The organism is Streptomyces tibetensis, from assembly GCF_040647715.1.
GTDB classification, from domain to species: Bacteria; Actinomycetota; Actinomycetes; order Streptomycetales; family Streptomycetaceae; genus Streptomyces; species Streptomyces tibetensis_A.
Map to the genome: position 1 here is coordinate 541,299 of NZ_JBEZCR010000003.1, position 20,806 is coordinate 562,104.

A 20,806-nucleotide genomic window follows, 5' to 3' on the forward strand; every position below is an offset into this window, starting at 1 on the left:
CTCAGTCCGTCAGCACCGGGAATTTCCGGGGCGCGAGGAACAGCAGCACCAGGAACGCCAGGGCCGCCGCGCACGCCGCCCCCAGGTAGACCGCGTGCACCGCCTCGGCGATCGCCCGCCTGGTCGCCTCCGGCGCGCTGCCCGAGTCGAGCGCGCGCGTCACCGAGTCCAGGTCGCCCGCGCCGCCGAGCCGCGCGGCCAGCACCCCGTTGGCGACCGCGCCGAACACCGACGCCCCGATGGTCTGGCCGGTCTGGCGGCAGAACAGCACGGACGCGGTCGTCGTGCCGCGCTCCGCCCATCCCACCGTCGACTGCACCCCGACGATCAGCGGCAGCTGGAACAGGCCCAGCGCGGCCCCCAGCAGCAGCATCAGCAGCGTCGGCTGCCACGCCTGCCCGGGGTAGGGCAGGAAGGGGAACGCGAACAGGATCAGCGCGGCCGTGCCGATGCCCAGCATCGCCGTGTTGCGGAAGCCGATCCTGCGGTACACGTGCTGGCTCAGGGCCGCCGACACCGGCCAGCTCAACGTCCATACGGACAGGACGAATCCGGCGGCCACGGGTGCGAGGCCCAGCACCGACTGGGCGTAGGTGGGCAGGAAGACCGACGGCGCGACCATCAGCAGCCCCAGCGCGCCCAGGGCCAGGTTGACCGCGGCGATCGTGCGGCGCCGCCACACCCAGCCCGGGATGATCGGGTCCGCCGCCCGGCGCTCCACCAGCACCACGACCGCGACCAGGGTGAGTCCCGCGCCGAACAGCGCCAGGGAGGGCGCCGACAGCCACGGCCACGCCACCCCGCCCTGTACCAGTGCCGTGAGCAGAACGCCGCCGCAGGCGAACACCGCGAGCGCGCCCGCCCAGTCCACGCGCGCGTGCGCGGTGGTTTCCCGCTCCGGCTCGTGGAGGTGACGGACGATCAGCCACAACGCGACCGCGCCGATCGGCAGATTGATCAGGAAGATCCACCGCCAGTCCGCGTACGCGGCGAGCACCCCGCCCAGGCCCGGGCCGGCGACCGCGGACACCGCCCACACCGTGGAGAGCTTCGACTGGATCCTGGGGCGGTCCTTCAGCGGGTACAGGTCGGCGGCGAGCGTCTGCACCGTGCCCTGCAGCGCGCCGCCGCCCAGGCCCTGCACGACGCGGAAGGCGATGAGCGCCCCCATGTTCCACGCCAGCGCGCACAGCAGGGACCCGAGCAGGAAGACCACCGAGCCGGCTATGAGGACCGGTTTGCGGCCGAAGGTGTCGGAGAGCTTGCCGTACACGGGCAGGGTGACGGTCACGGCCAGCAGATAGCCGGAGAACAGCCAGGAGAAGACGGAGAAGCCGCCGAGGTCCCCGACGATCTGCGGGACGGCGGTGGAGACGATGGTCGCGTCGAGCGCCGCCAGCGCCATCGAGAGCATCAACGCCGCGACGACGGCTCCGCGCCGGCCGGTCGCGGCGGGACGTGCGGCCTCCCGCGCCGCGGAACTGGTGCTGCCCACCCGGTGCCTCCCCCTCGCCCCGGCCGCGCCCGCGCCACGGGTCCCGTCGTATGTCTGCCCCTTGCAGCTATCTGCCGCGGAAAGCTTCCCACTTGACCCCGACGCAGCGGGAGGGTGCAGCCTGAGTGGGCCGACGGGTGGAGCGAACCCTGAGACGGCCTCCACCCTCCGGTGGAGTGCCCCTAGGGGTACCTCCGTACTACGACCTGGGGAGGGTTCGTACCGACGGAGGACGAGAGGGCCGGGGGGCCTTCCTTAACCTGGCTTTACGCCGCCGGGGGGCGGTCCGGAACACCGGCGGGGGTGGGGTTTTCCACAGCACAAGACTGCGCTGAACACCAGGGCGCGGTACCCCTCCCCGCCACGAGACTGAAACGCGTCGGACGGATTCCTGATCAGGCACCGCGCACAGCGGCTGCCGACCGGGCGACCGTCTTCACCATCTGCTGACCGATATAGGAGACATACCGTGACTTCGGCTGTGACCATTCCCAGGCACGGGGGTACTGGAGGGCGTACGGCCGTAGCCGCGCGGGCGCGGCAGGTCGTGAAGGCGTACGGATCCGGGGAGACCCGGGTCGTCGCCCTCGATCACGTCGACGTGGACATCGCACGCGGCCAGTTCACCGCGATCATGGGCCCCTCGGGGTCCGGCAAGTCCACCCTCATGCACTGCCTCGCCGGACTCGACACCGTGACGGGCGGCCAGATCTACCTCGACGAGACCGAGATCACCGGTCTGAAGGACAAGAAGCTCACACGGCTGCGCCGGGACCGGATCGGGTTCATCTTCCAGGCGTTCAACCTGCTGCCGACGCTCAACGCGATCGAGAACATCACGCTGCCCATGGACATCGCGGGCCGCAAGCCGGACAGGGAGTGGCTGACGCGGGTCGTGGAGACCGTGGGGCTGGCCGACCGCCTCAAGCACCGCCCCACCCAGCTGTCCGGCGGCCAGCAGCAGCGCGTCGCCGTTGCGCGGGCCCTCGCCGCCCGGCCGGAGATCATCTTCGGGGACGAGCCGACCGGAAACCTCGACTCCCGCGCCGGCGCCGAGGTCCTCGGCTTCCTGCGCCGGTCCGTCGACGAGCTGGGCCAGACCATCGTGATGGTCACCCACGACCCGGTGGCGGCCAGTTACGCGGACCGGGTGCTGTACCTCGCCGACGGCCGCATCGTCGACGAGATGTACAAGCCGACCGCGGAGGCCGTCCTCGACCGCATGAAGGACTTCGACGCCCGGGGGCGCACGTCATGACCGTCATGAAGACCTCGATGCGCAACTTCTTCGCGCACAAGGGGAGGATGGCGCTCTCCGCGATCGCCGTCCTGCTGTCGGTCGCCTTCGTCTGCGGCACGCTCGTCTTCACGGACACCATGTCGACCACGTTCGACAAGCTCTTCGCGGCCACCTCCTCCGACGTGACGGTGAGCGCCAAGGGCGCCTCCGACACCGGTGAGACGACCGCCGACAACGGCAAGCCGCCGGTCATGCCGGCCTCCGTGCTGGGCGAGGTCCGCAAGGCGCAGGGCGTGAAGTCCGCCGAGGGAACGGTGTTCTCCACCTCGGTGACCGTCGTCGACGGTGACAAGGACAACCTGTCGCCCTCCAGCGGCGCCCCGACCATCGTGGGCAGCTGGAACGCCAACGACGCCCGCACCATGAAGATCACCTCCGGGGCGGCGCCCAAGGGCCCGGAGCAGATCATGGTCGACGCCGACACCGCCGACAAGCACGACCTGAAGCTCGGTGACGAGATCGGCGTGATCAGCGCCGTCGGCACCCACACCGCGAAGGTCTCCGGCATCGCCGACTTCACCGTCACCAACCCCGGCGCCGCGATCTTCTACCTCGACACCAAGACGGCCCAGCAGACCCTGGTCGGCGAGAGCGGCGTCTACACCAACGTCAACGTCACCGCGGCCGCCGGCGTCAGCGACGCGCAGCTGAAGAAGAACGTCACGGCCGAACTCGGCGCCGGTTTCCAGGTGAAGACGGCCAAGGAGACCGCCGACGCCAACCAGAAGGACGTCGAGGGCTTCATGAACGTCATGAAGTACGCGATGCTCGGTTTCGCCGGGATCGCCTTCCTCGTCGGCATCTTCCTGATCATCAACACCTTCTCCATGCTGGTCGCCCAGCGCACCCGGGAGATCGGCCTGATGCGGGCCATCGGCTCCTCCCGCAAGCAGGTCAACCGCTCCGTGCTGGCCGAGGCGCTGCTGCTCGGCGTCGTCGGATCGGTGCTCGGCGTCGGCGCGGGCGTCGGCCTCGCCATCGGCCTGATGAAGCTCATGGGCCAGATGGGCATGGAACTGTCCACCGACGACCTCACCGTGGCCTGGACGACCCCGGTGGTCGGCCTCGTCCTCGGCGTGGTGGTCACCGTGCTGGCCGCCTACCTGCCCGCCCGGCGCGCCGGCAAGATCTCCCCCATGGCCGCCCTGCGCGACGCGGGAGCCCCCGCCGACGCCAAGGCCGGCTGGATCCGCGCCGCGATCGGCACCGTCCTCACCGGCACCGGCGGCTTCGCCCTCTACCTCGCGTCGGCGGCCGACAAGGCCACGGACGGCTCGATGTGGCTCGGTCTCGGCGTGGTGCTGTCGCTGATCGGCTTCGTCGTCATCGGCCCGCTGCTCGCCGGCGCCGTGGTCCGTGTCCTCGGCGCCGCCCTGCTGCGGATGTTCGGCCCCGTGGGCCGCATGGCCGAGCGCAACGCCCTGCGCAACCCGCGCCGCACCGGCGCGACGGGCGCCGCCCTGATGATCGGCCTCGCCCTGGTGGCGTGCCTGTCCGTGGTCGGCTCCTCCATGGTGGCGTCCGCCACCGACCAGCTCGACAAGACCGTCGGCGCGGACTTCATCATCCAGTCCGACAGCGGCCAGCTGGTCACCCCGCAGGCGGTCAAGGCCGTGAAGTCGTCGCCGGACCTGGCGCGGGTCACCGAGTACAAGTGGAGCAAGGCCGACTTCACCACCCCTGACGGCAAGACGCTCAAGGACACGGCGATCACGGCGGCCGACCCGTCGTACGCGACCGACCTGCGCACCGAGACGGTCGCCGGCAAGCTCCCCGACGCCTACAAGCCCGACTCGATGTCGGTCCACGAGAAGTTCGCCAAGGACCACGGCATCCGCCTCGGCTCCACGATCAAGGTCGCCTTCAAGGACGGCTCCGCGGCCGACCTGACGGTCCGGGCGATCACCAGCAGCGACGTCGTGATCGACGCGGGCGCGATGTACACGTCCATCTCGACGATGGCCAAGTACGTCCCGGCCGACAAGATGCCGCTGGACTCGCTGGTCTTCGCCAGCGCCGCGGAGGGGCAGCAGGAAGCCGCCTACACGTCCCTGAAGTCGGCGCTGCGCGACTACCCGCAGTACACCGTGCGCGACCAGACCGACTACAAGGACGCCCTGAAGGACCAGATCGGCCAGCTGCTCAACATGATCTACGGCCTGCTGGCCCTGGCGATCATCGTCGCCGTCCTGGGCGTCGTGAACACCCTGGCCCTGTCGGTCGTGGAGCGCACCCGCGAGATCGGCCTGATGCGGGCGATCGGCCTCTCCCGCCGCCAGCTGCGCCGCATGATCCGCATGGAGTCGGTCGTCATCGCCCTCTTCGGCGCCCTGCTGGGCCTCGGACTGGGCATGGGCTGGGGCGCCACGGCACAAAAGCTGCTGGAGCTGGAGGGCCTCATGGTCCTGGACATCCCCTGGCCGACGATCATCGGCGTCTTCATCGGCTCGGCGTTCGTGGGCCTGTTCGCGGCACTCGTCCCGGCGTTCCGGGCGGGCCGGATGAACGTCCTCAACGCCATCGCGACGGAGTAGCGGACCGTCACCGAGAACCACCGCACACGGGGGTTGCGGGGGACCCGGCGCCGGGGAGTCCAGTCCAGGGCTACCCGGCGCCGGGGTGTTTCGAGGACCCGCGAGCCCGGCTTCCCCCTCGACTGCTCCGGGCCGCGGGTGGGCATGGGGCCCGGGGGCCCAGGGGGCGGAGCTCCCTGGGTGCTTGCGACACCGCCGAGCACCTCACACAGGGGCGTCATCCACAGGCCCCGACACCGAGCCGCGCAGCGTCGTACGCTGGAGACCCCCCGGCCCGCGGCGCGCGTCGGGCCCGTGGTGTTGCCCACCTCCCTGGACGGAAAGCCCCGAATGAGCCTGCACGGTCTGCTCGACGCCGTAGTCAAGGACGCCGCCCTCGCGGAAGCGATCAGGGCGGCCGCAGACGGCAACCGCATGCACGTCGACCTGGTCGGCCCCCCTGCCGCCCGACCCTTCGCCCTCGCCGCCCTGGCCCGTGAGACGGCCCGCCCGGTGCTGGCGGTCACGGCGACGGGCCGTGAGGCGGAGGACCTGGCCGCGGCCCTGCGCTCCCTCCTCCCGGCCGAGGGGGTCGTGGAGTACCCGTCCTGGGAGACGCTCCCGCACGAGCGGCTCAGCCCCCGCAGCGACACCGTCGGCCGCCGCCTGGCCGTGCTGCGCCGCCTGGCCCACCCCCGCCCCGACGACCCCGAGACCGGCCCCGTCTCGGTCGTCGTCGCACCCGTCCGGTCCGTGCTCCAGCCGCAGGTCAAGGGCCTCGGCGACCTGGAGCCGGTCTCCCTGAGAACCGGGCAGAGCGCGGACCTCGGCGAGATCGTCGAGGCCCTCGCGGCAGCCGCCTACGCGCGCGTGGAGCTCGTCGAGAAGCGCGGCGAGTTCGCCGTGCGCGGCGGCATCCTCGACGTGTTCCCGCCCACCGAGGAACACCCCCTGCGCGTCGAGTTCTGGGGCGACGACGTCGAGGAGATCCGCTACTTCAAGGTCGCCGACCAGCGCTCCCTCGAAGTCGCCGAGCACGGCCTGTGGGCCCCGCCGTGCCGCGAGCTGCTGCTCACCGAGGACGTCCGCACCCGTGCGGCCGCCCTTGCCGAACAGCACCCCGAGCTCGGTGAACTGCTCGGCAAGATCGCCGAGGGCATCGCCGTCGAGGGCATGGAGTCCCTCGCGCCCGTCCTCGTCGACGACATGGAGCTGCTGCTCGACGTACTGCCCAAGGGCGCCATGGCCGTGGTGTGCGACCCGGAGCGGGTGCGCACGCGCGCGTCGGACCTCGTGGCCACCTCGCAGGAGTTCCTCCAGGCCTCCTGGGCGGCCACCGCCGGCGGCGGCGAGGCCCCCATCGACGTCGGCGCGGCCTCCCTGTGGTCCATCGCGGACGTCCGGGACAGGGCCCGCGAGCTGGACATGATGTGGTGGTCGGTGTCGCCGTTCGCCGCCGACGAGGAGCTCACCGAAAGCTACGGCGCCGACGCGGCGGGGGACACCCTCAAGCTGGGCATGCACGCCCCCGAGACCTACCGCGGCGACACCGCCAAGGCCCTCGCCGACACCAAGGGCTGGCTCGCCGACGGCTGGCGCACCGTGTTCGTCACCGAGGGCCACGGCCCAGCGGCCCGTACGGTCGAGGTGCTGGGCGGCGAGGGCATCGCGGCCCGCCTCGACGCCGACCTCGCCGAGATCTCCCCGTCCGTCGTGCACGTGGCGTGCGGCTCGATCGACCACGGCTTCGTCGACCCGGCCCTCGGCCTCGCCGTCCTGACCGAGACGGACCTGTCGGGCCAGAAGGCGTCCGGCCGCGAGGGCGCCCGCATGCCCGCCCGCCGCCGCAAGACCATCGACCCGCTCACCCTGGAGCCGGGCGACTACATCGTCCACGAGCAGCACGGCGTGGGCCGCTACATCGAGATGGTGCAGCGGACCGTGCAGGGCGCCACCCGCGAGTACCTGGTCGTCGAGTACGCCCCCGCCAAGCGCGGCCAGCCCGGCGACCGGCTCTACATCCCCACCGACCAGCTGGAGCAGATCACCAAGTACGTCGGCGGTGAGGCCCCCACCCTGCACCGCCTCGGCGGCGCCGACTGGACGAAGACCAAGGCCCGCGCGAAGAAGGCCGTCAAGGAGATCGCCGCCGACCTCATCAAGCTCTACAGCGCGCGCATGGCCGCCCCCGGGCACGCCTTCGGGGCGGACACCCCCTGGCAGCGCGAACTGGAGGACGCCTTCCCCTACGCGGAGACGCCCGACCAGCTCACCACCATCGCCGAGGTCAAGGAGGACATGGAGAAGACGGTCCCCATGGACCGCCTGATCTGCGGTGACGTCGGCTACGGCAAGACCGAGATCGCGGTCCGCGCCGCCTTCAAGGCCGTCCAGGACGGCAAGCAGGTGGCCGTCCTGGTGCCCACGACCCTGCTCGTACAGCAGCACTTCGGGACGTTCAGCGAGCGGTACGCGCAGTTTCCGGTGAGCGTGAAGGCGCTGTCCCGCTTCCAGACCGACACCGAGGCCAAGGCGGTCCTGGAGGGGCTGCGCGAGGGCTCGGTCGACATCGTCATCGGCACCCACCGCCTGTTCTCGTCGGAGACGAAGTTCAAGGACCTCGGCCTGGTCATCGTCGACGAGGAGCAGCGCTTCGGCGTCGAGCACAAGGAACAGCTGAAGAAGCTCCGCGCGAACGTCGACGTGCTGACGATGTCCGCGACGCCCATCCCCCGGACCCTGGAGATGGCGGTCACCGGCATCCGCGAGATGTCGACGATCACCACCCCGCCGGAGGAGCGCCACCCGGTGCTCACCTTCGTCGGCCCCTACGAGGAGAAGCAGATCGGCGCCGCGATCCGCCGTGAGCTGCTGCGCGAGGGCCAGGTCTTCTACATCCACAACCGCGTCGAGTCGATCGACCGCGCGGCGGCCCGGCTGCGTGAGATCGTCCCCGAGGCGCGCATCGCCACGGCCCACGGCCAGATGTCGGAGCAGGCGCTGGAGCAGGTCGTCGTCGACTTCTGGGAGAAGAAGTTCGACGTGCTGGTGTCCACGACGATCGTGGAGTCCGGCATCGACATCTCCAACGCCAACACCCTGATCGTGGAGCGCGGCGACAACTTCGGACTCAGCCAGCTCCACCAGCTGCGCGGCCGGGTGGGGCGTGGCCGTGAACGCGGCTACGCCTACTTCCTCTACCCGCCCGAGAAGCCGCTGACCGAGACCGCGCACGAGCGGCTCGCGACCATCGCCCAGCACACGGAGATGGGCGCGGGCATGTACGTGGCCATGAAGGACCTGGAGATCCGCGGCGCGGGCAACCTCCTCGGCGGCGAGCAGTCCGGGCACATCGCGGGCGTCGGCTTCGACCTGTACGTGCGGATGGTCGGCGAGGCCGTGGCGGACTACCGGCGTCAGCTGGAGACCGGTGAGATCGAGGAGGAGCCGCCGCTCGAGGTCAAGATCGAGCTGCCCGTCGACGCGCACGTTCCGCACGACTACGCGCCCGGCGAGCGGCTGCGCCTCCAGGCGTACCGCGCCATCGCCTCCGCCAACTCGGAGGAGGACATCAAGGCGGTCCGCGAGGAACTCGTCGACCGCTACGGCAAGCTGCCCGAGCCGGTGGAGAACCTGCTGCTCGTCGCCGGTCTGCGCATGCTCGCGCGGGCGTGCGGGGTGGGCGAGATCGTGCTGCAGGGCAACAACATCCGGTTCGCGCCCGTGGAGTTGCGCGAGTCGCAGGAGCTGCGGCTCAAGCGGCTCTACCCCGGGACGGTCATCAAGCCGACGGTCCACCAGGTGCTGGTGCCGCGCCCGAAGACCGCGAAGGTGGGCGGCAAGCCGCTGGTCGGACGGGAACTGCTGGCGTGGGTGGGCGAGTTCCTCACGTCGGTGCTGGGGTCCTGATGCCGGGGCGGGCGCCGCGCACCTGGTGACGCGGCGGCGCTGACACGCCGGTGACCGGGCCGCGGGGCAGTTGGGCGTTGCCGACGTCCCCCTGCTCCGCTGAGCCGCCGTCAGGCCACCGGTCGTACGGAGGTGCCGGGGGCCCGGTGCGCAACCGCGGGGTCCGTCGGCGCGCTGCCGACGGACCTGTGGGGGGCCACGGGTTGTGCGGATGTGCCGCAGCCCGCCCGGCGCAGGGCTTCCGCGAGCCGGTCGCGGACGGCGATCTGCGCCGCGATACGGGCCTCCAGCACCGCGAGACGGTCGGCGGCCACCCGCAGCCCCTTCCCGGAGGCGGGACCGGCCGTGACGTCGCCGTCCAGGCACGGCAGGAACACTCGTGCGTCGTCGAGCGTCAGCCCCACGTCGAGCAGTTGCCGGATGTTGCGCACGCGCACCGCCGCACCGGCGTCGTACAGGCGATAGCCGTTCGCGGCCCGTTCGGAGGCGATGAGACCCGCCTGCTCGTAGTGACGCAGGGCGCGAGGTGTCGTGCCGGTCGCCTCGGCGAGTTCACCGATCCGCACACGGGGCGCCGCGCTGCGCCGACCGGCGTCGCCGCCCACCAGCGCGGCATGCGCGTGATCATCGACTTCTGCCATGCGCGTCAGTCTCAGGTGACGACCGCGCCGCCGTCCACCGGAAGGATCACGCCGGTGATGAACGAGGCCTGCGGCGAGGCCAGCCGTGTGATCGCCCACGCCACCTCCTCGGGGCGGCCGACCCGCCCGAGTGGCGTGTGAGCGAGCTGCCACGTCCTGATCGCGGCCTGCTGCTCGGGAGTGTGGCCGGCGTGGTCCCCGATGGGTGTGTCGATCGCGCCCGGGGCCACGGCGGCGACCCGGATCCCGAGGGGCGCGAGCTCGATGGCCCAGCTGCGGGTGAGCACCTCCAGGGCCGCCTTTCCGGCGGCGTACAGGGAATTGCCCGGCCAGCCGCGCTGCCCCACCGCCGTGGTCACGTTCACGATGACACCGCGGCTCGCCTCCAGCGCCGGGAGCGCTGCCTGGGTGAGCAGGACGGGGGCGAGGAGGTTCGTGGCGAGGAGGGGCTCGGCGGTGGCGCGTGTGTAGGTGCGCAGCGACCGGGCGTCGACGATCCCGGCGTTGTTCACCAGCACGTCGATACGGCCGTGCCGGTCGAGTGCCGTACGGACGACGGTCTCGGGTCCGTCGGCGGCGGTGATGTCGGCGACGAGCGGGCTGATGAGGGCCGGTGCATGGCCGGCGGTCTCCATGAGGGGCCCCTCGCGGCGGCCCACCACCACGACGTGTGCGCTGCCCGGACATGGGAAGCCGCCCGCGGGAGATGCGTCTGGATCTCCGCGGACGGCCTCGGAGGGGAGGCCTTACTGCTGTTCGGGCCGGTCGCGGTCGCGGTCCATGCCCAGCGAGCCCTCGACGCGCTGCTGGCCGGAGTCGACCTGGTCCTCGTACTTGCCGCCGGTCCTCTCGTTGATCCGCTGTTCCGCGGTGTCAGAGCCCTGCTTGCCCTTGTGCCGCGCCTGACTCTTGAACTTGTCGAAGATGCCCATGCAAAGCTCCCTCCGGAAGTCAGTCAGAACCGACGATACGCGCGATATGCGAAGAATGCGCCTTGAGGGCCGATGTGGTCTGAACCTCTTCCTCGCTACCGTGGGACCGGGCACGGGCCGCCCGTGCCGGAGCGGAACAGGCAGACAGAGGAGGGGCGCAGGGTGAGACGTCTGAGGGGCGGGGCGGCACTGGCTGTCGCGATGGTGTTCACCGGTTCGGCACTGGCCGGCTGCGAGGGCTTGGTCCCGCCCGCGGACGGCGGTGGCGCCTCCGGTTCCGGGGCCCCGGCCGCCGGCGACGGCCGGGCCGTGAACCCGCTGGACAACCCGGACGGGACCGAGCCGGGGCTGGCGGCCATCACTTCCGGCGCGGACAAGAAGAGGGCGCGTGCCCTGATCGAGAAGGTGGCGACGAAGGGGCGCGGCCCCAGGACGGGCTACGAACGGGACAAGTTCGGCTACGCCTGGATGGACTCGGCGCCGCGCGACGTCCCCTTCTCCCACAACGGCTGCGACTCGCGCAACGACCTTCTGAAGCGGGACGGAGAGGACCTGCGCTTCCGGGCGGGATCGGACTGCGTCGTCACCTCGATGACACTGCACGACCCCTACACCGGGAAGGTCATCGAGTGGACCAAGTCCCATGCGATCAAAGTCCAGATAGACCACGTCATGCCGCTGTCGTACGACTGGCAGATGGGTGCCTCGCGCTGGACCAAGGACAAGCGGGAGTCCATCGCCAACGACCCGCTCAACCTCGTCCCGGTGGACGGCCCGACCAACGGCTCGAAGGGGGACTCCGGCCCGGCGTCCTGGCTGCCCCCGAACAAGCAGATCCGCTGCGCCTACTCGGTCCGCTTCGCCCAGGTGTCGCTGAAGTACGAACTCCCCGTGACGGCGCCCGACAAGGAGATGATGCTGAAGCAGTGCGGCGGGTGAGGCCCCTCACCTGCCGTTGTCCGCCCGGTAATTCGGTTCCTGGCGTCGCCGCGCCTGCCTACCGTGATCACATGCAACCGAAGATATCGAGCCTCGCCGACCGCCCGGACATGCTGGAGCGGGTCGTCGGGATGGCTGACAGCTGGCCGGAGTTCGTGATCCAGGACCTCGTGGGCGCCGCCCACTTCCCGCGGATCGCCGCCGAACTCCCGGAGTACGTCCTGTTCGCCGAGGACGAGCAGGGCGAGATCGTGGCGAACGCCTACAGCGTGCCCTTCGCCCTCGGAGCCGAGCACCGCGGTGGCCGGCTGCCGGCCAACGGCTGGGACGCGGTACTGGTGTGGGCGTTCTCCGACCTTCGGCGCGGAGTCCGGCCGGACACCGTCAGCGCGATCTCGGTCTCCATCGCCCCGCAGGCACAGGGCCGCGGCCTGTCCGCGGTGATGCTCTCGGCCATGCGCGACAACGCCCGGGCCCGCGGCTTCCACGAGGTCGTCGCCCCGGTCCGCCCCAACGCCAAACACCTGGAACCGCACACGCCGATGGAGGAGTACGCCCATCGCGTACGCCCCGACGGCCTGCCCCAGGACCCGTGGCTGCGCGTCCACGCCCGGGCCGGAGCCACCATCGACTCGGTGGCACCGGCATCCATGACGGTGGCCGCCCCGCTCGCGGACTGGCGCCGCTGGACGGGCCTGCCCTTCGACACCGACGGCGACATCGAAGTGCCGGGCGCACTCGTGCCGGTGCGCTGCGAGACGGAGCGCGGATACGCGGTGTACGTCGAACCCAACGTGTGGATGCGACACCCCGTGTAAGTGACTTCCGCCGTAGGTGACTTCCAGTCGTAGGCGGCATCCGTCGTAGGACATGACGCACGGGACGGCCGCACGGCCGCACGGCGCACGACCGGTTCGGGGCGGGCCGTCGGGGGCGGGCTGTTCACACGAAGTGATCAGCATGACAACGGTTCGGTACAACCCGTGACCGGTTGTCCGTGTCGGGCTATACGCTCGGAATCCCCTACAGGGGGCTCAGTCACTCGCACGTCCGTCCCCATCGGCCACACCGGTCCAGGAGCAGTCATGTACGGCCACGGCGCGGCGCCGCCTCCTCGCAGCGCGGCAACGGTCATCTCCCTGCGCGTGCTGTTCGCCGCAGCCGGTTTCCTCACGTGCGGCGTGCTGGCCTGCGTCCCGCTGTTCCGGGTGGCCGTCCTGCGCGGCCGGGCCTTCGACTGGGTGCTGGCCTGGGTGAGCCTGCCGCTGTCCATCGCCTGCTTCGCCGTGATCGGCTCGCTGCCGGAGGACGACGCCCGCACCGACATCGCGCTGGCCCTGATCCTGCTGCTCGGGGCGGGTGCCGCCATCTACTTCCTGGTCGTGGACATCGGCCACCACGGCGAGCGGCGGACGTTCGCCGGTTACACGTCGCCCCACGCGCCGACCGTCCCGACCGCTGCGCACACCCCGTACGGCTACCCGCACCCCGCGCCGCCCTACGCCCCCACCTCCACGCCCGTCCCGCAGCCCCCCGCACCCCACGCCCCCGCCCCGCACGACACGCCCCCGGCCCCGATGCAGCCACCCTCGTCCCCCCGGCGCCCGGCCCCCGCCCGTATCGACCAGGTCCGCGCCGAGCTCGACGAGCTCAGCGACTACCTGCGCCGGCACGAGGGCGAGGGTCACAGGGACGGCCATCACGAGGACGGAAGGTGACCGCGGCGGCAGGACGAGTCGTCGCCGGCCGCTACGAACTGGCCACCGTCCTCGGGCAGGGCGGCATGGGCCAGGTCTGGACGGCGTACGACCAGCGGCTCGACCGGCGTGTGGCGGTGAAGCTGCTGCGCCCCGACAAGGTCGCAGGCCAGGACGCGGAGGAACTGCGCCGCCGTTTCGTGCGCGAGTGCCGGGTGACCGCCCAGGTCGACCACCCCGGTCTGGTCACCGTGCACGACGCGGGCAGCGAGGGCGAGGAGCTGTTCCTCGTCATGCAGTACATCGACGGCGCCGACCTCGCGGGCCACCTCGCCGAGCACGCCCCGTACCCCTGGCAGTGGGCGGTCGCGGTCGCCGCGCAGCTGTGCGCCGTGCTGAGCGCCGTGCACGCCGTGCCGATCGTCCACCGCGACCTCAAGCCGCGCAACGTGATGGTGAAGCAGGACGGCAGTGTCACCGTCCTCGACCTCGGCGTCGCCTCCGTGATGGACGCGGACACCACCCGGCTCACCCACACCGGCACCCCCATCGGCTCGCCGGCCTACATGGCCCCGGAGCAGGCCATGGGCGGCGCGGTCGGCCCGTACACCGACCTGTACGCGCTCGGCGTGGTCCTGCACGAACTGCTCAGCGGTGACGTGCCGTTCTCCGGCTCCACGGCCCTCGGCGTCCTGCACCGGCACCTGTACGAACCCCCGCTGCCCGTCCGCCGCATCCGCCCCGAAGTGCCCGAGGCCCTGGAGGCCCTCGTCCTGCGCCTGCTCGCCAAGGACCCGCAGCACCGGCCCGCCTCCGCACAGGAGGTCTACGAGCACCTGGAGCCGCTCCTGCCGGCGCGCGGCACGCCCACCGGAGCGGCCCTGGACCCCACCCGCCCCTTCCTGCGCCCGCACGCCCCCTGGCCGGATCGTGCGCGCACCCCGGCGCCCCAGCCCGCGCCGCCCGCCGCACCCGTCGCCGAGACCACGGGCATGACGGACATCGTCCGCGCCGTCGACGAGGTCAAGCGGCTCCTCGGCGAGGGCCGCATCACCCAGGCCGTCGACGTCCTCGGCGCGATCCTGCCCGTCGCGGCGGAGCAGCACGGCGCGCACTCCCCGGTCCTCCGCACGCTGCGCAAGCAGTACGCCGCGACGCTCCTGGACGACGGCCAGTACCGGCGCGCGCTGCCCGAGCTGCGCCGCCTCGCCGACGAACGCGCCGCCGAGGCGGGCCAGGCCGACCCGCAGGCCCTGCGCTTCCGCTACGAGGCCGCCCAATGCCTCGAACAGCTGGGTGAACCGGCCGCGGCGCTCGCCGAGTACCGGGCGGTGCTGCCGTACTACGAGAACCAGTACGTCGCCGCCGGCGGACCCGAGCTCGCGCACGACGTCCGGCGCCGGATCGGGCACCTCCAGCTCGCCCTCGGCGACCGCGGAGCCGCCCACGACACCCTGGCCCGGCTGCTGCACGACGTGGAGCGCACCCACGGCCCCGGGCACCCGCTGGGGGCGGAGATCCGCAGGACGCTCCAGTGGCTGGGGCAGGTCCGCGGCTGACGACCGCCCCGGGACGGTGCGCGGCGGTGCCGGAAGTCCCGGTGAATCGTTGGTCGAATGGGTTGGCCAGAGCCTGGTCACTGCCTACCATCGATCACCGCAAGACTTTGTGCACCGTCGCACAATCTCCTCAGGAGGTCTCCTTGCACCGCCGCCGTCGCACCGCGCTCCTCCTCACCGCCGCGATCGCCGCCGCGGCGCCCCTGCTCACCGCCTGCGGCAACGACGCGCATCCCGGCGCGGCAGCCGTGGTGGGCGGCCAGCGGATCACCGTCTCCCAGCTGGAAGAGCGGGTCGGCGAGGTACGCGCGGCCCAGCGGGCGGCCGTCCAGGACGAGGCCCAGTACCAGCAGGTCATCGCCAGGACCGGCACCCTCACCCGCGACACCCTGCACACCATGGTCCTGGACCGGGTACTGCACCGCGCCGCCGAGGACGCCGGAGTGACCGTCTCCCGCAAGGAGGTCCAGGTGATGCGGTCCGGTCTGGAACAGCAGGCCGGCGGTGCCAAGGGGCTGGAGACGACCTGGCTCCAGCAGTACGGCGTCCCGCCCGAGCGCCTCGACGACAACCTCCGCCTCCAGCTGGAGGCCCAGAAACTCGCCGAGAAGCTGGGCACGAACACCGACCGTCCCGAGTTCTGGAAGGCCCTCTCCGACGCCTCCAAGGACCTGAACGTCGACCTCAACCCGCGCTACGGCACCTGGGACGTCCAGAAGAGCAGGCCTGCCGAGGCCAAGACGCCTTGGGTACGGGACGTCACGGCGGCGCAGACGCAGCAGCAGGGCATGTAGAGCAGCTACGGGCGGCCCCGGGGGCAGACAGGGACGACCCGCCCCGTGGGCACCGCCCCCCGGGCCTGTGGACGGCTCCCGTCGGCGGACACCAGCCCCGGCCCTGTGGACAACCCCGCTCGGCGGGCGCCCGCCACCGGCCCTGCGGGCCCCCCTCCGGCCCTGTGGATATCCCCCGGAGGGCACCTGCCCCCGGCCCTGTGGACAACTTCGGGCACGGTCGCCGGCGTGGGATAGCTTCGAACCGTGAACGCCAACAGCCCCGAAGCCACCCCGGGCCCCGAGCGGACCGCTCCCGACGCGGCCGTCGCCCCCGGCCGCATCGTCCTGCTCACCACCAGCCACCGCGTCGCCCCCGGCCTGCTCTCCTGGCCGGCCTGGCAGGCCCTGCACCAGGCCGACCGGGTGCTGTGCGCGGACGGCACGCATCCGCAGCTGCCGTATCTGCGCGAGGCGGGGATCACCGTCGCCGAGGCGTCCCCGACCGCGCAGGAGCTGCTCGACGCCTGCGCCGGGGGACACACGGTGGTCGTGGTGGCGACGGGCGAGGGGGAACCGGCCCTCACGGACGGCCTGGCCCGCCTCGCCGGCACCGGCCGTGTGGCCATGCCCGAGCTGGAGCTGCTGCCCGCCTCCTACGACCTCCCCGGCGCCCGTCTCCTCGACCTCGTCCAGGTCATGGACCGCATCCGCGTCGAATGCCCCTGGTCCTCCCGGCAGACCCACGAGGGCCTGGCGAAGTACGGCATCGAGGAGGCGTACGAGCTCGTCGAGGCGATCGAGGAGGGCGACCGTGACGAACTGCGCGAAGAGCTCGGCGACGTCCTCCTCCAGGTCGTCTTCCACGCCCGCATCGCCGAGGAGGGGCGGCCGGAGGACGGGACGGAACCCTTCTCCATCGACGACGTGGCCGGCGGCATCGTCGCCAAGCTGATCCACCGCCACCCGCATGTCTTCGGCGACGCGACGGCCACCACCCCCGAGGAGGTCAAGGAGCACTGGCTGCGCACCAAGGCGGTCGAGAAACAGCGCACCTCGATCACCGAGGGCATCCCCCTCGGCCAGCCCGGCCTGGCCCTCGCCGCCAAGCTGGCCTCCCGTGTCCGCACAGCAGACCTGGAGATACCGCTCCCGCCCGTCGAGGGCATCGGCTACGAGCTGCTGGCCCTGGCCGTCCGAGCCGAGTCGGAGGGTGTCGACCCGGAGGCGGCGCTCAGAGCAGCGGCCCGCGCGTACCGTGACGCGATCCGGCAGGCCGAGGGCTGAGCGGCGCGTCCCGCGACGGGATCCGGCAGGCCGAGGGGTGAGCGGCCGGGGGCGGCTGTACCTCTTCGCCTTCGGTCTGGTGCTGCTGGGCCGGATACGGTCGGAGGCGTGACCGACCAGCCCCAGCCCAGCACACCCGCGCCCGCTCCCGACCTCTTCACCTGGGAGTTCGCGAGCGACCCCTACCCCGCCTACGCCTGGCTCCGCGAGCACAGCCCCGTCCACAGGACGCGGCTCCCCAGCGGCGTGGAGGCCTGGCTGGTCACGCGGTACGCCGACGCCAAGCAGACGCTCGCCGACCACCGGCTCTCCAAGAACCCGGCGCACCACGACGAACCGGCGCACGCCAAGGGCAAGACGGGGATCCCCGGCGAGCGCAAGGCCGAGTTGATGACGCATCTGCTGAACATCGACCCGCCGGACCACACCCGGCTGCGGCGGCTGGTGTCCAAGGCGTTCACACCCCGCCGGGTCGCCGAGTTCGCGCCGCGGGTGCAGGAGCTCACCGACTCTCTGATCGACGGCTTCGCGGCGAAGGGATCCGCCGACCTGATCCACGAGTTCGCCTTCCCGCTGCCCATCTACGCCATCTGCGACCTCCTCGGCGTCCCGCGCGAGGACCAGGACGACTTCCGTGACTGGGCGGGCATGATGATCCGTCACCAGGGCGGCCCCCGGGGCGGCGTGGCGCGATCGGTGAAGAAGATGCGCGGCTACCTCGCCGAGCTCATCCACCGCAAGCGTGAGGCGCTGCCCGCCGAACCCGCCCCCGGCGAGGACCTCATCTCCGGTCTGATCCGCGCCTCCGACCACGGCGAGCACCTCACCGAGAACGAGGCGGCGGCCATGGCCTTCATCCTGCTGTTCGCCGGTTTCGAGACAACCGTCAACCTCATCGGGAACGGCACCTACGCACTGCTCACCCACCCCGGGCAGCGCGCCCGGCTCCAGGCGTCCCTCGCCGCAGGGGAGAGCGGCCTCCTGGAGACCGGCGTCGAGGAACTCCTCCGTTACGACGGTCCCGTCGAACTCGCCACCTGGCGTTTCGCCACGCAGTCACTCACCCTCGGCGGACAGCACATCGAGGCGGGCGACCCCGTCCTCGTCGTGCTGGCCGCCGCGGACCGGGACCCGGAGCGGTTCGCCGATCCGGACGTACTGGACCTCTCCCGCCGCGACAACCAGCACCTCGGATACGGCCACGGCATCCACTACTGCCTCGGCGCCCCGCTCGCCCGCCTGGAGGGCCAGACCGCCCTGGCCACCCTGCTCACCCGCCTCCCGGACCTCAGGCTCGCCGCGGATCCGGCCGAGCTGCGATGGCGCGGCGGCCTCATCATGCGCGGGCTGCGCACGCTGCCGGTGGAGTTCGCACCGGTGGCCCAAGCCGAACGTGACGAAACATCAGACCTGTGATCTTCACGTGATCTACGCGGCATGAACTTGTGACAAGTGATCGTCTGCCGATACGTTCACCCATCAACGCGGAGGGATCCACGCCGCGTCGGTCACTGCTGTCGCGTGAAAGGTCTCCGTATGCTCTCCGGGAACGGTCGGCACCGTCGCCCCCGCCAGGCTCCGGCTCTCCTCGTCGCGGCCGGAGTGACCGGCTCCGCCATCGCGATCCCGCTCCTCGGGGCCTCCGGTGCCAGTGCGGCCGACGGCACGACCTGGGACCGGGTCGCTGACTGCGAGACCGGTGGCGCCTGGAGCGAGAACAGTGGCAACGGCTACTACGGCGGCCTGCAGTTGTCCCAGGAGGACTGGGAGAGCCACGGTGGCCTCGACTACGCCGAGAGTGCCGACCTGGCCAGCCGCTCCCAGCAGATAGCCGTGGCCGAGAGAATCCTCGCCGACCAGGGCGTGGGCGCGTGGCGTACCTGTGGGCTGCTCTCCGGCCTCGAACAGGGCAAGGGGTCGGATTCGTCCGGGTCATCCGATTCATCCGACTCGTCCGGCGAGGTCGACTCGCCCGGCCTGCTCGATTCGCTCGGCTCGTCTCCCTCGGACAGCCCTTCCTCCTCCCCTTCGTCATCGCCTGACGCGTCGTCGGCCCCGAAGGACGAAACCGCCAAGACGGACAAGTCGACTGAATCCACCGGCTCGTCGCAGAAGCGGCAGTCCGACAGCTCCTCGCCCGACGCCTCCAAGAGCGACAAGGGCGACAGCGCCCGGCAGGGCGACGACGACTCCTCGCTCTCCGGCACCGGTTCCGGTCGTCATCGCGGACCCAGCGCCGACGAGAGCGGCGCGCCCGACCGTGACCGTGCGGAGAAGTCCACGGGGCGTCACTCCGCGCGCACTGACGAGCTGTCCGGCGACGAGTCCGAAGGCGCCTACATCGTGGGCATCGGCGACAGTCTCTGGTCCATCGCCGACGCCCTTCGGGTCAGCGGCGGATGGCACGAGCTCTACGAGACCAACGAGAAGGAGGTCGGCACCGACCCGAACCTCATCCTCCCCGGTCAGACGCTCACGGTCGAGGGCGAAGCGGACGAGAAGTAGCTGTTCGGGCAGTGCGGAAACGGCGGTCGAAGTCGCCCCGAAAGCGGGTGAGTTCGCGCCCCGTTTCGCGACTGATGTCCCGTTTGGGGCCCGTGAGAGATAGATCTCAGAAGCCCTGATCGTCTTTGAAATTCTCCGGATCACGTGTCTACGGTCGTGACCGCTCGCCACCGCGAGCCCCGGCTGCCGCAACGCCGAATCCTGCCAGCGGCCGTACGGGAACAGTCGTCGCGTCAAGCGCCGTAGGCAGGAGCGGGGGACCCAAGGTAGGTGCCCGACCGGCCGGTTGTGCCGGAAGGGCTTGGGGTGAAGCCGTGTCCCGTCAGGGACGCGGCCGGGCAACTCAACCGGCCCGAACCCGACAGCTCACCTCGCAGGCGTCGGTGAGGGGATCCATCCATGCTGTTTTCCGGCAAGGGCAAGCACCGTCGTCCGTCCAAGGCCACCCGTGCCGCCGCGCTCGCCGGCGTCGCCGGTGTCGCCGTCGCCGCCCCGCTGATGGCCGCCGGCAACGCCTCCGCCGCCACCACCTCCGAGTGGGACACCGTCGCCCAGTGCGAGTCCGGCGGCAACTGGTCCATCAACACCGGCAACGGCTACTACGGCGGTCTGCAGTTCTCCGCCTCCACCTGGGCCGCGTACGGCGGCACCCAGTACGCCTCCACCGCCGACAAGGCCAGCAAGGACCAGCAGATCCAGGTCGCCGAGAAGGTTTTGGCGAGCCAGGGCAAGGGTGCCTGGCCGGTCTGCGGCAAGGGCCTGTCGGGTGCGTCCACCGGCGGTGGCTCCTCGAGCGACTCCGGCAGCTCCTCGCAGAGCCAGCAGAGCACCGAGACCCGTCAGACCGAGCAGCAGCCGGCCTCCCGCTCCGACGAGCGCCCGGCGGCCAAGAAGACCGTCACCACCCCGACCGGCAAGAAGGTCAAGAAGGGCGACGGCGAGTACAAGGTCGTCGAGGGTGACACCCTCAGCTCGATCGCCGCGGACAAGAAGGTCAAGGGCGGCTGGGAGAAGCTCTTCGAGCTGAACAAGGACATCGTCGACGACGCCAACCTCATCTACCCGGGCCAGCAGCTGCACCTGAAGTAAGCAGCGGCCCACCGGGACCCGCCAGGGTCCCGGCCCGCGGACCCGCCCAGGGTCCACAGGCTCCCCGCCCCGGTGCGTCATCCCCCGTACGCGCCGGGGCGGGGTTTTTCGGCAACCGGCTTTGTTCCGTTCGGAAACAATTTACGCTCGGTTCTGTCCATGGGGTG

15 protein-coding genes, 1 pseudogene and 1 riboswitch are annotated in these 20,806 nt (G+C 71.5%); of the genes and pseudogenes, 12 read left to right on the forward strand and 4 right to left on the reverse strand.

Annotated elements, in window-relative coordinates; translation table 11 throughout:
• Window position 1: 1 nt before the first annotated feature.
• The gene (locus AB0B29_RS11180; protein ID WP_362236985.1) at window positions 2-1,495 is read right to left on the reverse strand and encodes an MFS transporter; all 1,494 of its coding nucleotides are present in this window, start codon (window positions 1,493-1,495) and stop codon (window positions 2-4) included.
• Window positions 1,496-1,964: 469 nt separating this feature from the next.
• Between AB0B29_RS11180 and AB0B29_RS11185 the strand changes: the two genes are divergently transcribed.
• The 3 genes from AB0B29_RS11185 (at window position 1,965) to mfd (ending at window position 9,217) form a co-directional block, all read left to right on the forward strand.
• Window positions 1,965-2,753 (forward strand): ABC transporter ATP-binding protein, encoded by a 789-nt coding sequence (locus AB0B29_RS11185; protein WP_362236988.1) that lies wholly within the window; start codon window positions 1,965-1,967, stop codon window positions 2,751-2,753.
• A complete protein-coding gene (locus AB0B29_RS11190; protein WP_362236991.1) occupies window positions 2,750-5,329 on the forward strand; it encodes an ABC transporter permease in 2,580 nt (859 codons plus the stop codon). Before AB0B29_RS11185 ends, AB0B29_RS11190 begins: the two co-directional genes overlap by 4 nt.
• 330 nt (window positions 5,330-5,659) lie before the next feature.
• Window positions 5,660-9,217: a transcription-repair coupling factor gene (gene mfd, locus AB0B29_RS11195; RefSeq protein WP_362236993.1), complete on the forward strand. Its 3,558-nt coding sequence runs from the start codon at window positions 5,660-5,662 to the stop codon at window positions 9,215-9,217.
• A gap of 110 nt (window positions 9,218-9,327) precedes the next feature.
• On the opposite strand, the gene AB0B29_RS11200 is transcribed toward mfd, so the two are convergent.
• The 3 genes and pseudogenes from AB0B29_RS11200 to AB0B29_RS11210 all read right to left on the reverse strand — a co-directional run bounded on the left by AB0B29_RS11200 (window position 9,328) and on the right by AB0B29_RS11210 (window position 10,790).
• Window positions 9,328-9,783, reverse strand: coding sequence for a MerR family transcriptional regulator (locus AB0B29_RS11200; RefSeq protein ID WP_362237266.1), 456 nt, complete (start codon window positions 9,781-9,783; stop codon window positions 9,328-9,330).
• A gap of 86 nt (window positions 9,784-9,869) precedes the next feature.
• A pseudogene (locus AB0B29_RS11205) lies at window positions 9,870-10,532 on the reverse strand (SDR family NAD(P)-dependent oxidoreductase); the annotation flags it as partial.
• Window positions 10,533-10,604: 72 nt separating this feature from the next.
• Window positions 10,605-10,790 (reverse strand): antitoxin, encoded by a 186-nt coding sequence (locus tag AB0B29_RS11210; protein WP_053675779.1) that lies wholly within the window; start codon window positions 10,788-10,790, stop codon window positions 10,605-10,607.
• Between the two features lie 162 nt (window positions 10,791-10,952).
• On the opposite strand from AB0B29_RS11210, the gene AB0B29_RS11215 reads away from it, so the two are divergent.
• The 9 genes from AB0B29_RS11215 to AB0B29_RS11255 all read left to right on the forward strand — a co-directional run bounded on the left by AB0B29_RS11215 (window position 10,953) and on the right by AB0B29_RS11255 (window position 20,639).
• Window positions 10,953-11,729: an HNH endonuclease family protein gene (locus AB0B29_RS11215; protein WP_362236997.1), complete on the forward strand. Its 777-nt coding sequence runs from the start codon at window positions 10,953-10,955 to the stop codon at window positions 11,727-11,729.
• 71 nt (window positions 11,730-11,800) lie between these two features.
• A complete protein-coding gene (locus AB0B29_RS11220) occupies window positions 11,801-12,547 on the forward strand; it encodes an N-acetyltransferase (protein ID WP_362237000.1) in 747 nt (248 codons plus the stop codon).
• A 267-nt stretch (window positions 12,548-12,814) separates the two neighbouring features.
• Entirely contained in the window at window positions 12,815-13,447 is a 633-nt protein-coding gene (locus AB0B29_RS11225) for a hypothetical protein (RefSeq protein ID WP_362237002.1), read from the forward strand.
• A 38-nt stretch (window positions 13,448-13,485) separates the two neighbouring features.
• Window positions 13,486-14,985 carry a serine/threonine-protein kinase gene (locus AB0B29_RS11230; RefSeq protein ID WP_362237269.1) on the forward strand — a complete coding sequence of 500 codons (1,500 nt, stop codon included), beginning with the start codon at window positions 13,486-13,488 and terminating at the stop codon, window positions 14,983-14,985.
• A 143-nt stretch (window positions 14,986-15,128) separates the two neighbouring features.
• Complete coding sequence (locus AB0B29_RS11235) at window positions 15,129-15,779, forward strand: SurA N-terminal domain-containing protein (protein ID WP_362237005.1); 651 nt, start codon at window positions 15,129-15,131, stop codon at window positions 15,777-15,779.
• Between the two features lie 246 nt (window positions 15,780-16,025).
• Window positions 16,026-17,045 carry a nucleoside triphosphate pyrophosphohydrolase gene (locus tag AB0B29_RS11240; protein ID WP_362237007.1) on the forward strand — a complete coding sequence of 340 codons (1,020 nt, stop codon included), beginning with the start codon at window positions 16,026-16,028 and terminating at the stop codon, window positions 17,043-17,045.
• A 108-nt stretch (window positions 17,046-17,153) separates the two neighbouring features.
• Window positions 17,154-18,461, forward strand: a complete 1,308-nt coding sequence (locus tag AB0B29_RS11245) for a cytochrome P450 family protein (protein WP_362237008.1) — start codon at window positions 17,154-17,156, stop codon at window positions 18,459-18,461.
• 120 nt (window positions 18,462-18,581) lie between these two features.
• Entirely contained in the window at window positions 18,582-19,550 is a 969-nt protein-coding gene (locus AB0B29_RS11250) for a transglycosylase family protein (RefSeq protein ID WP_362237010.1), read from the forward strand.
• Between the two features lie 228 nt (window positions 19,551-19,778).
• Window positions 19,779-19,945, forward strand: a riboswitch (cyclic di-AMP (ydaO/yuaA leader).
• A 4-nt stretch (window positions 19,946-19,949) separates the two neighbouring features.
• The gene (locus AB0B29_RS11255; protein WP_362237012.1) at window positions 19,950-20,639 is read left to right on the forward strand and encodes a transglycosylase family protein; all 690 of its coding nucleotides are present in this window, start codon (window positions 19,950-19,952) and stop codon (window positions 20,637-20,639) included.
• The last annotated feature ends 167 nt before the right edge of the window (window positions 20,640-20,806 follow it).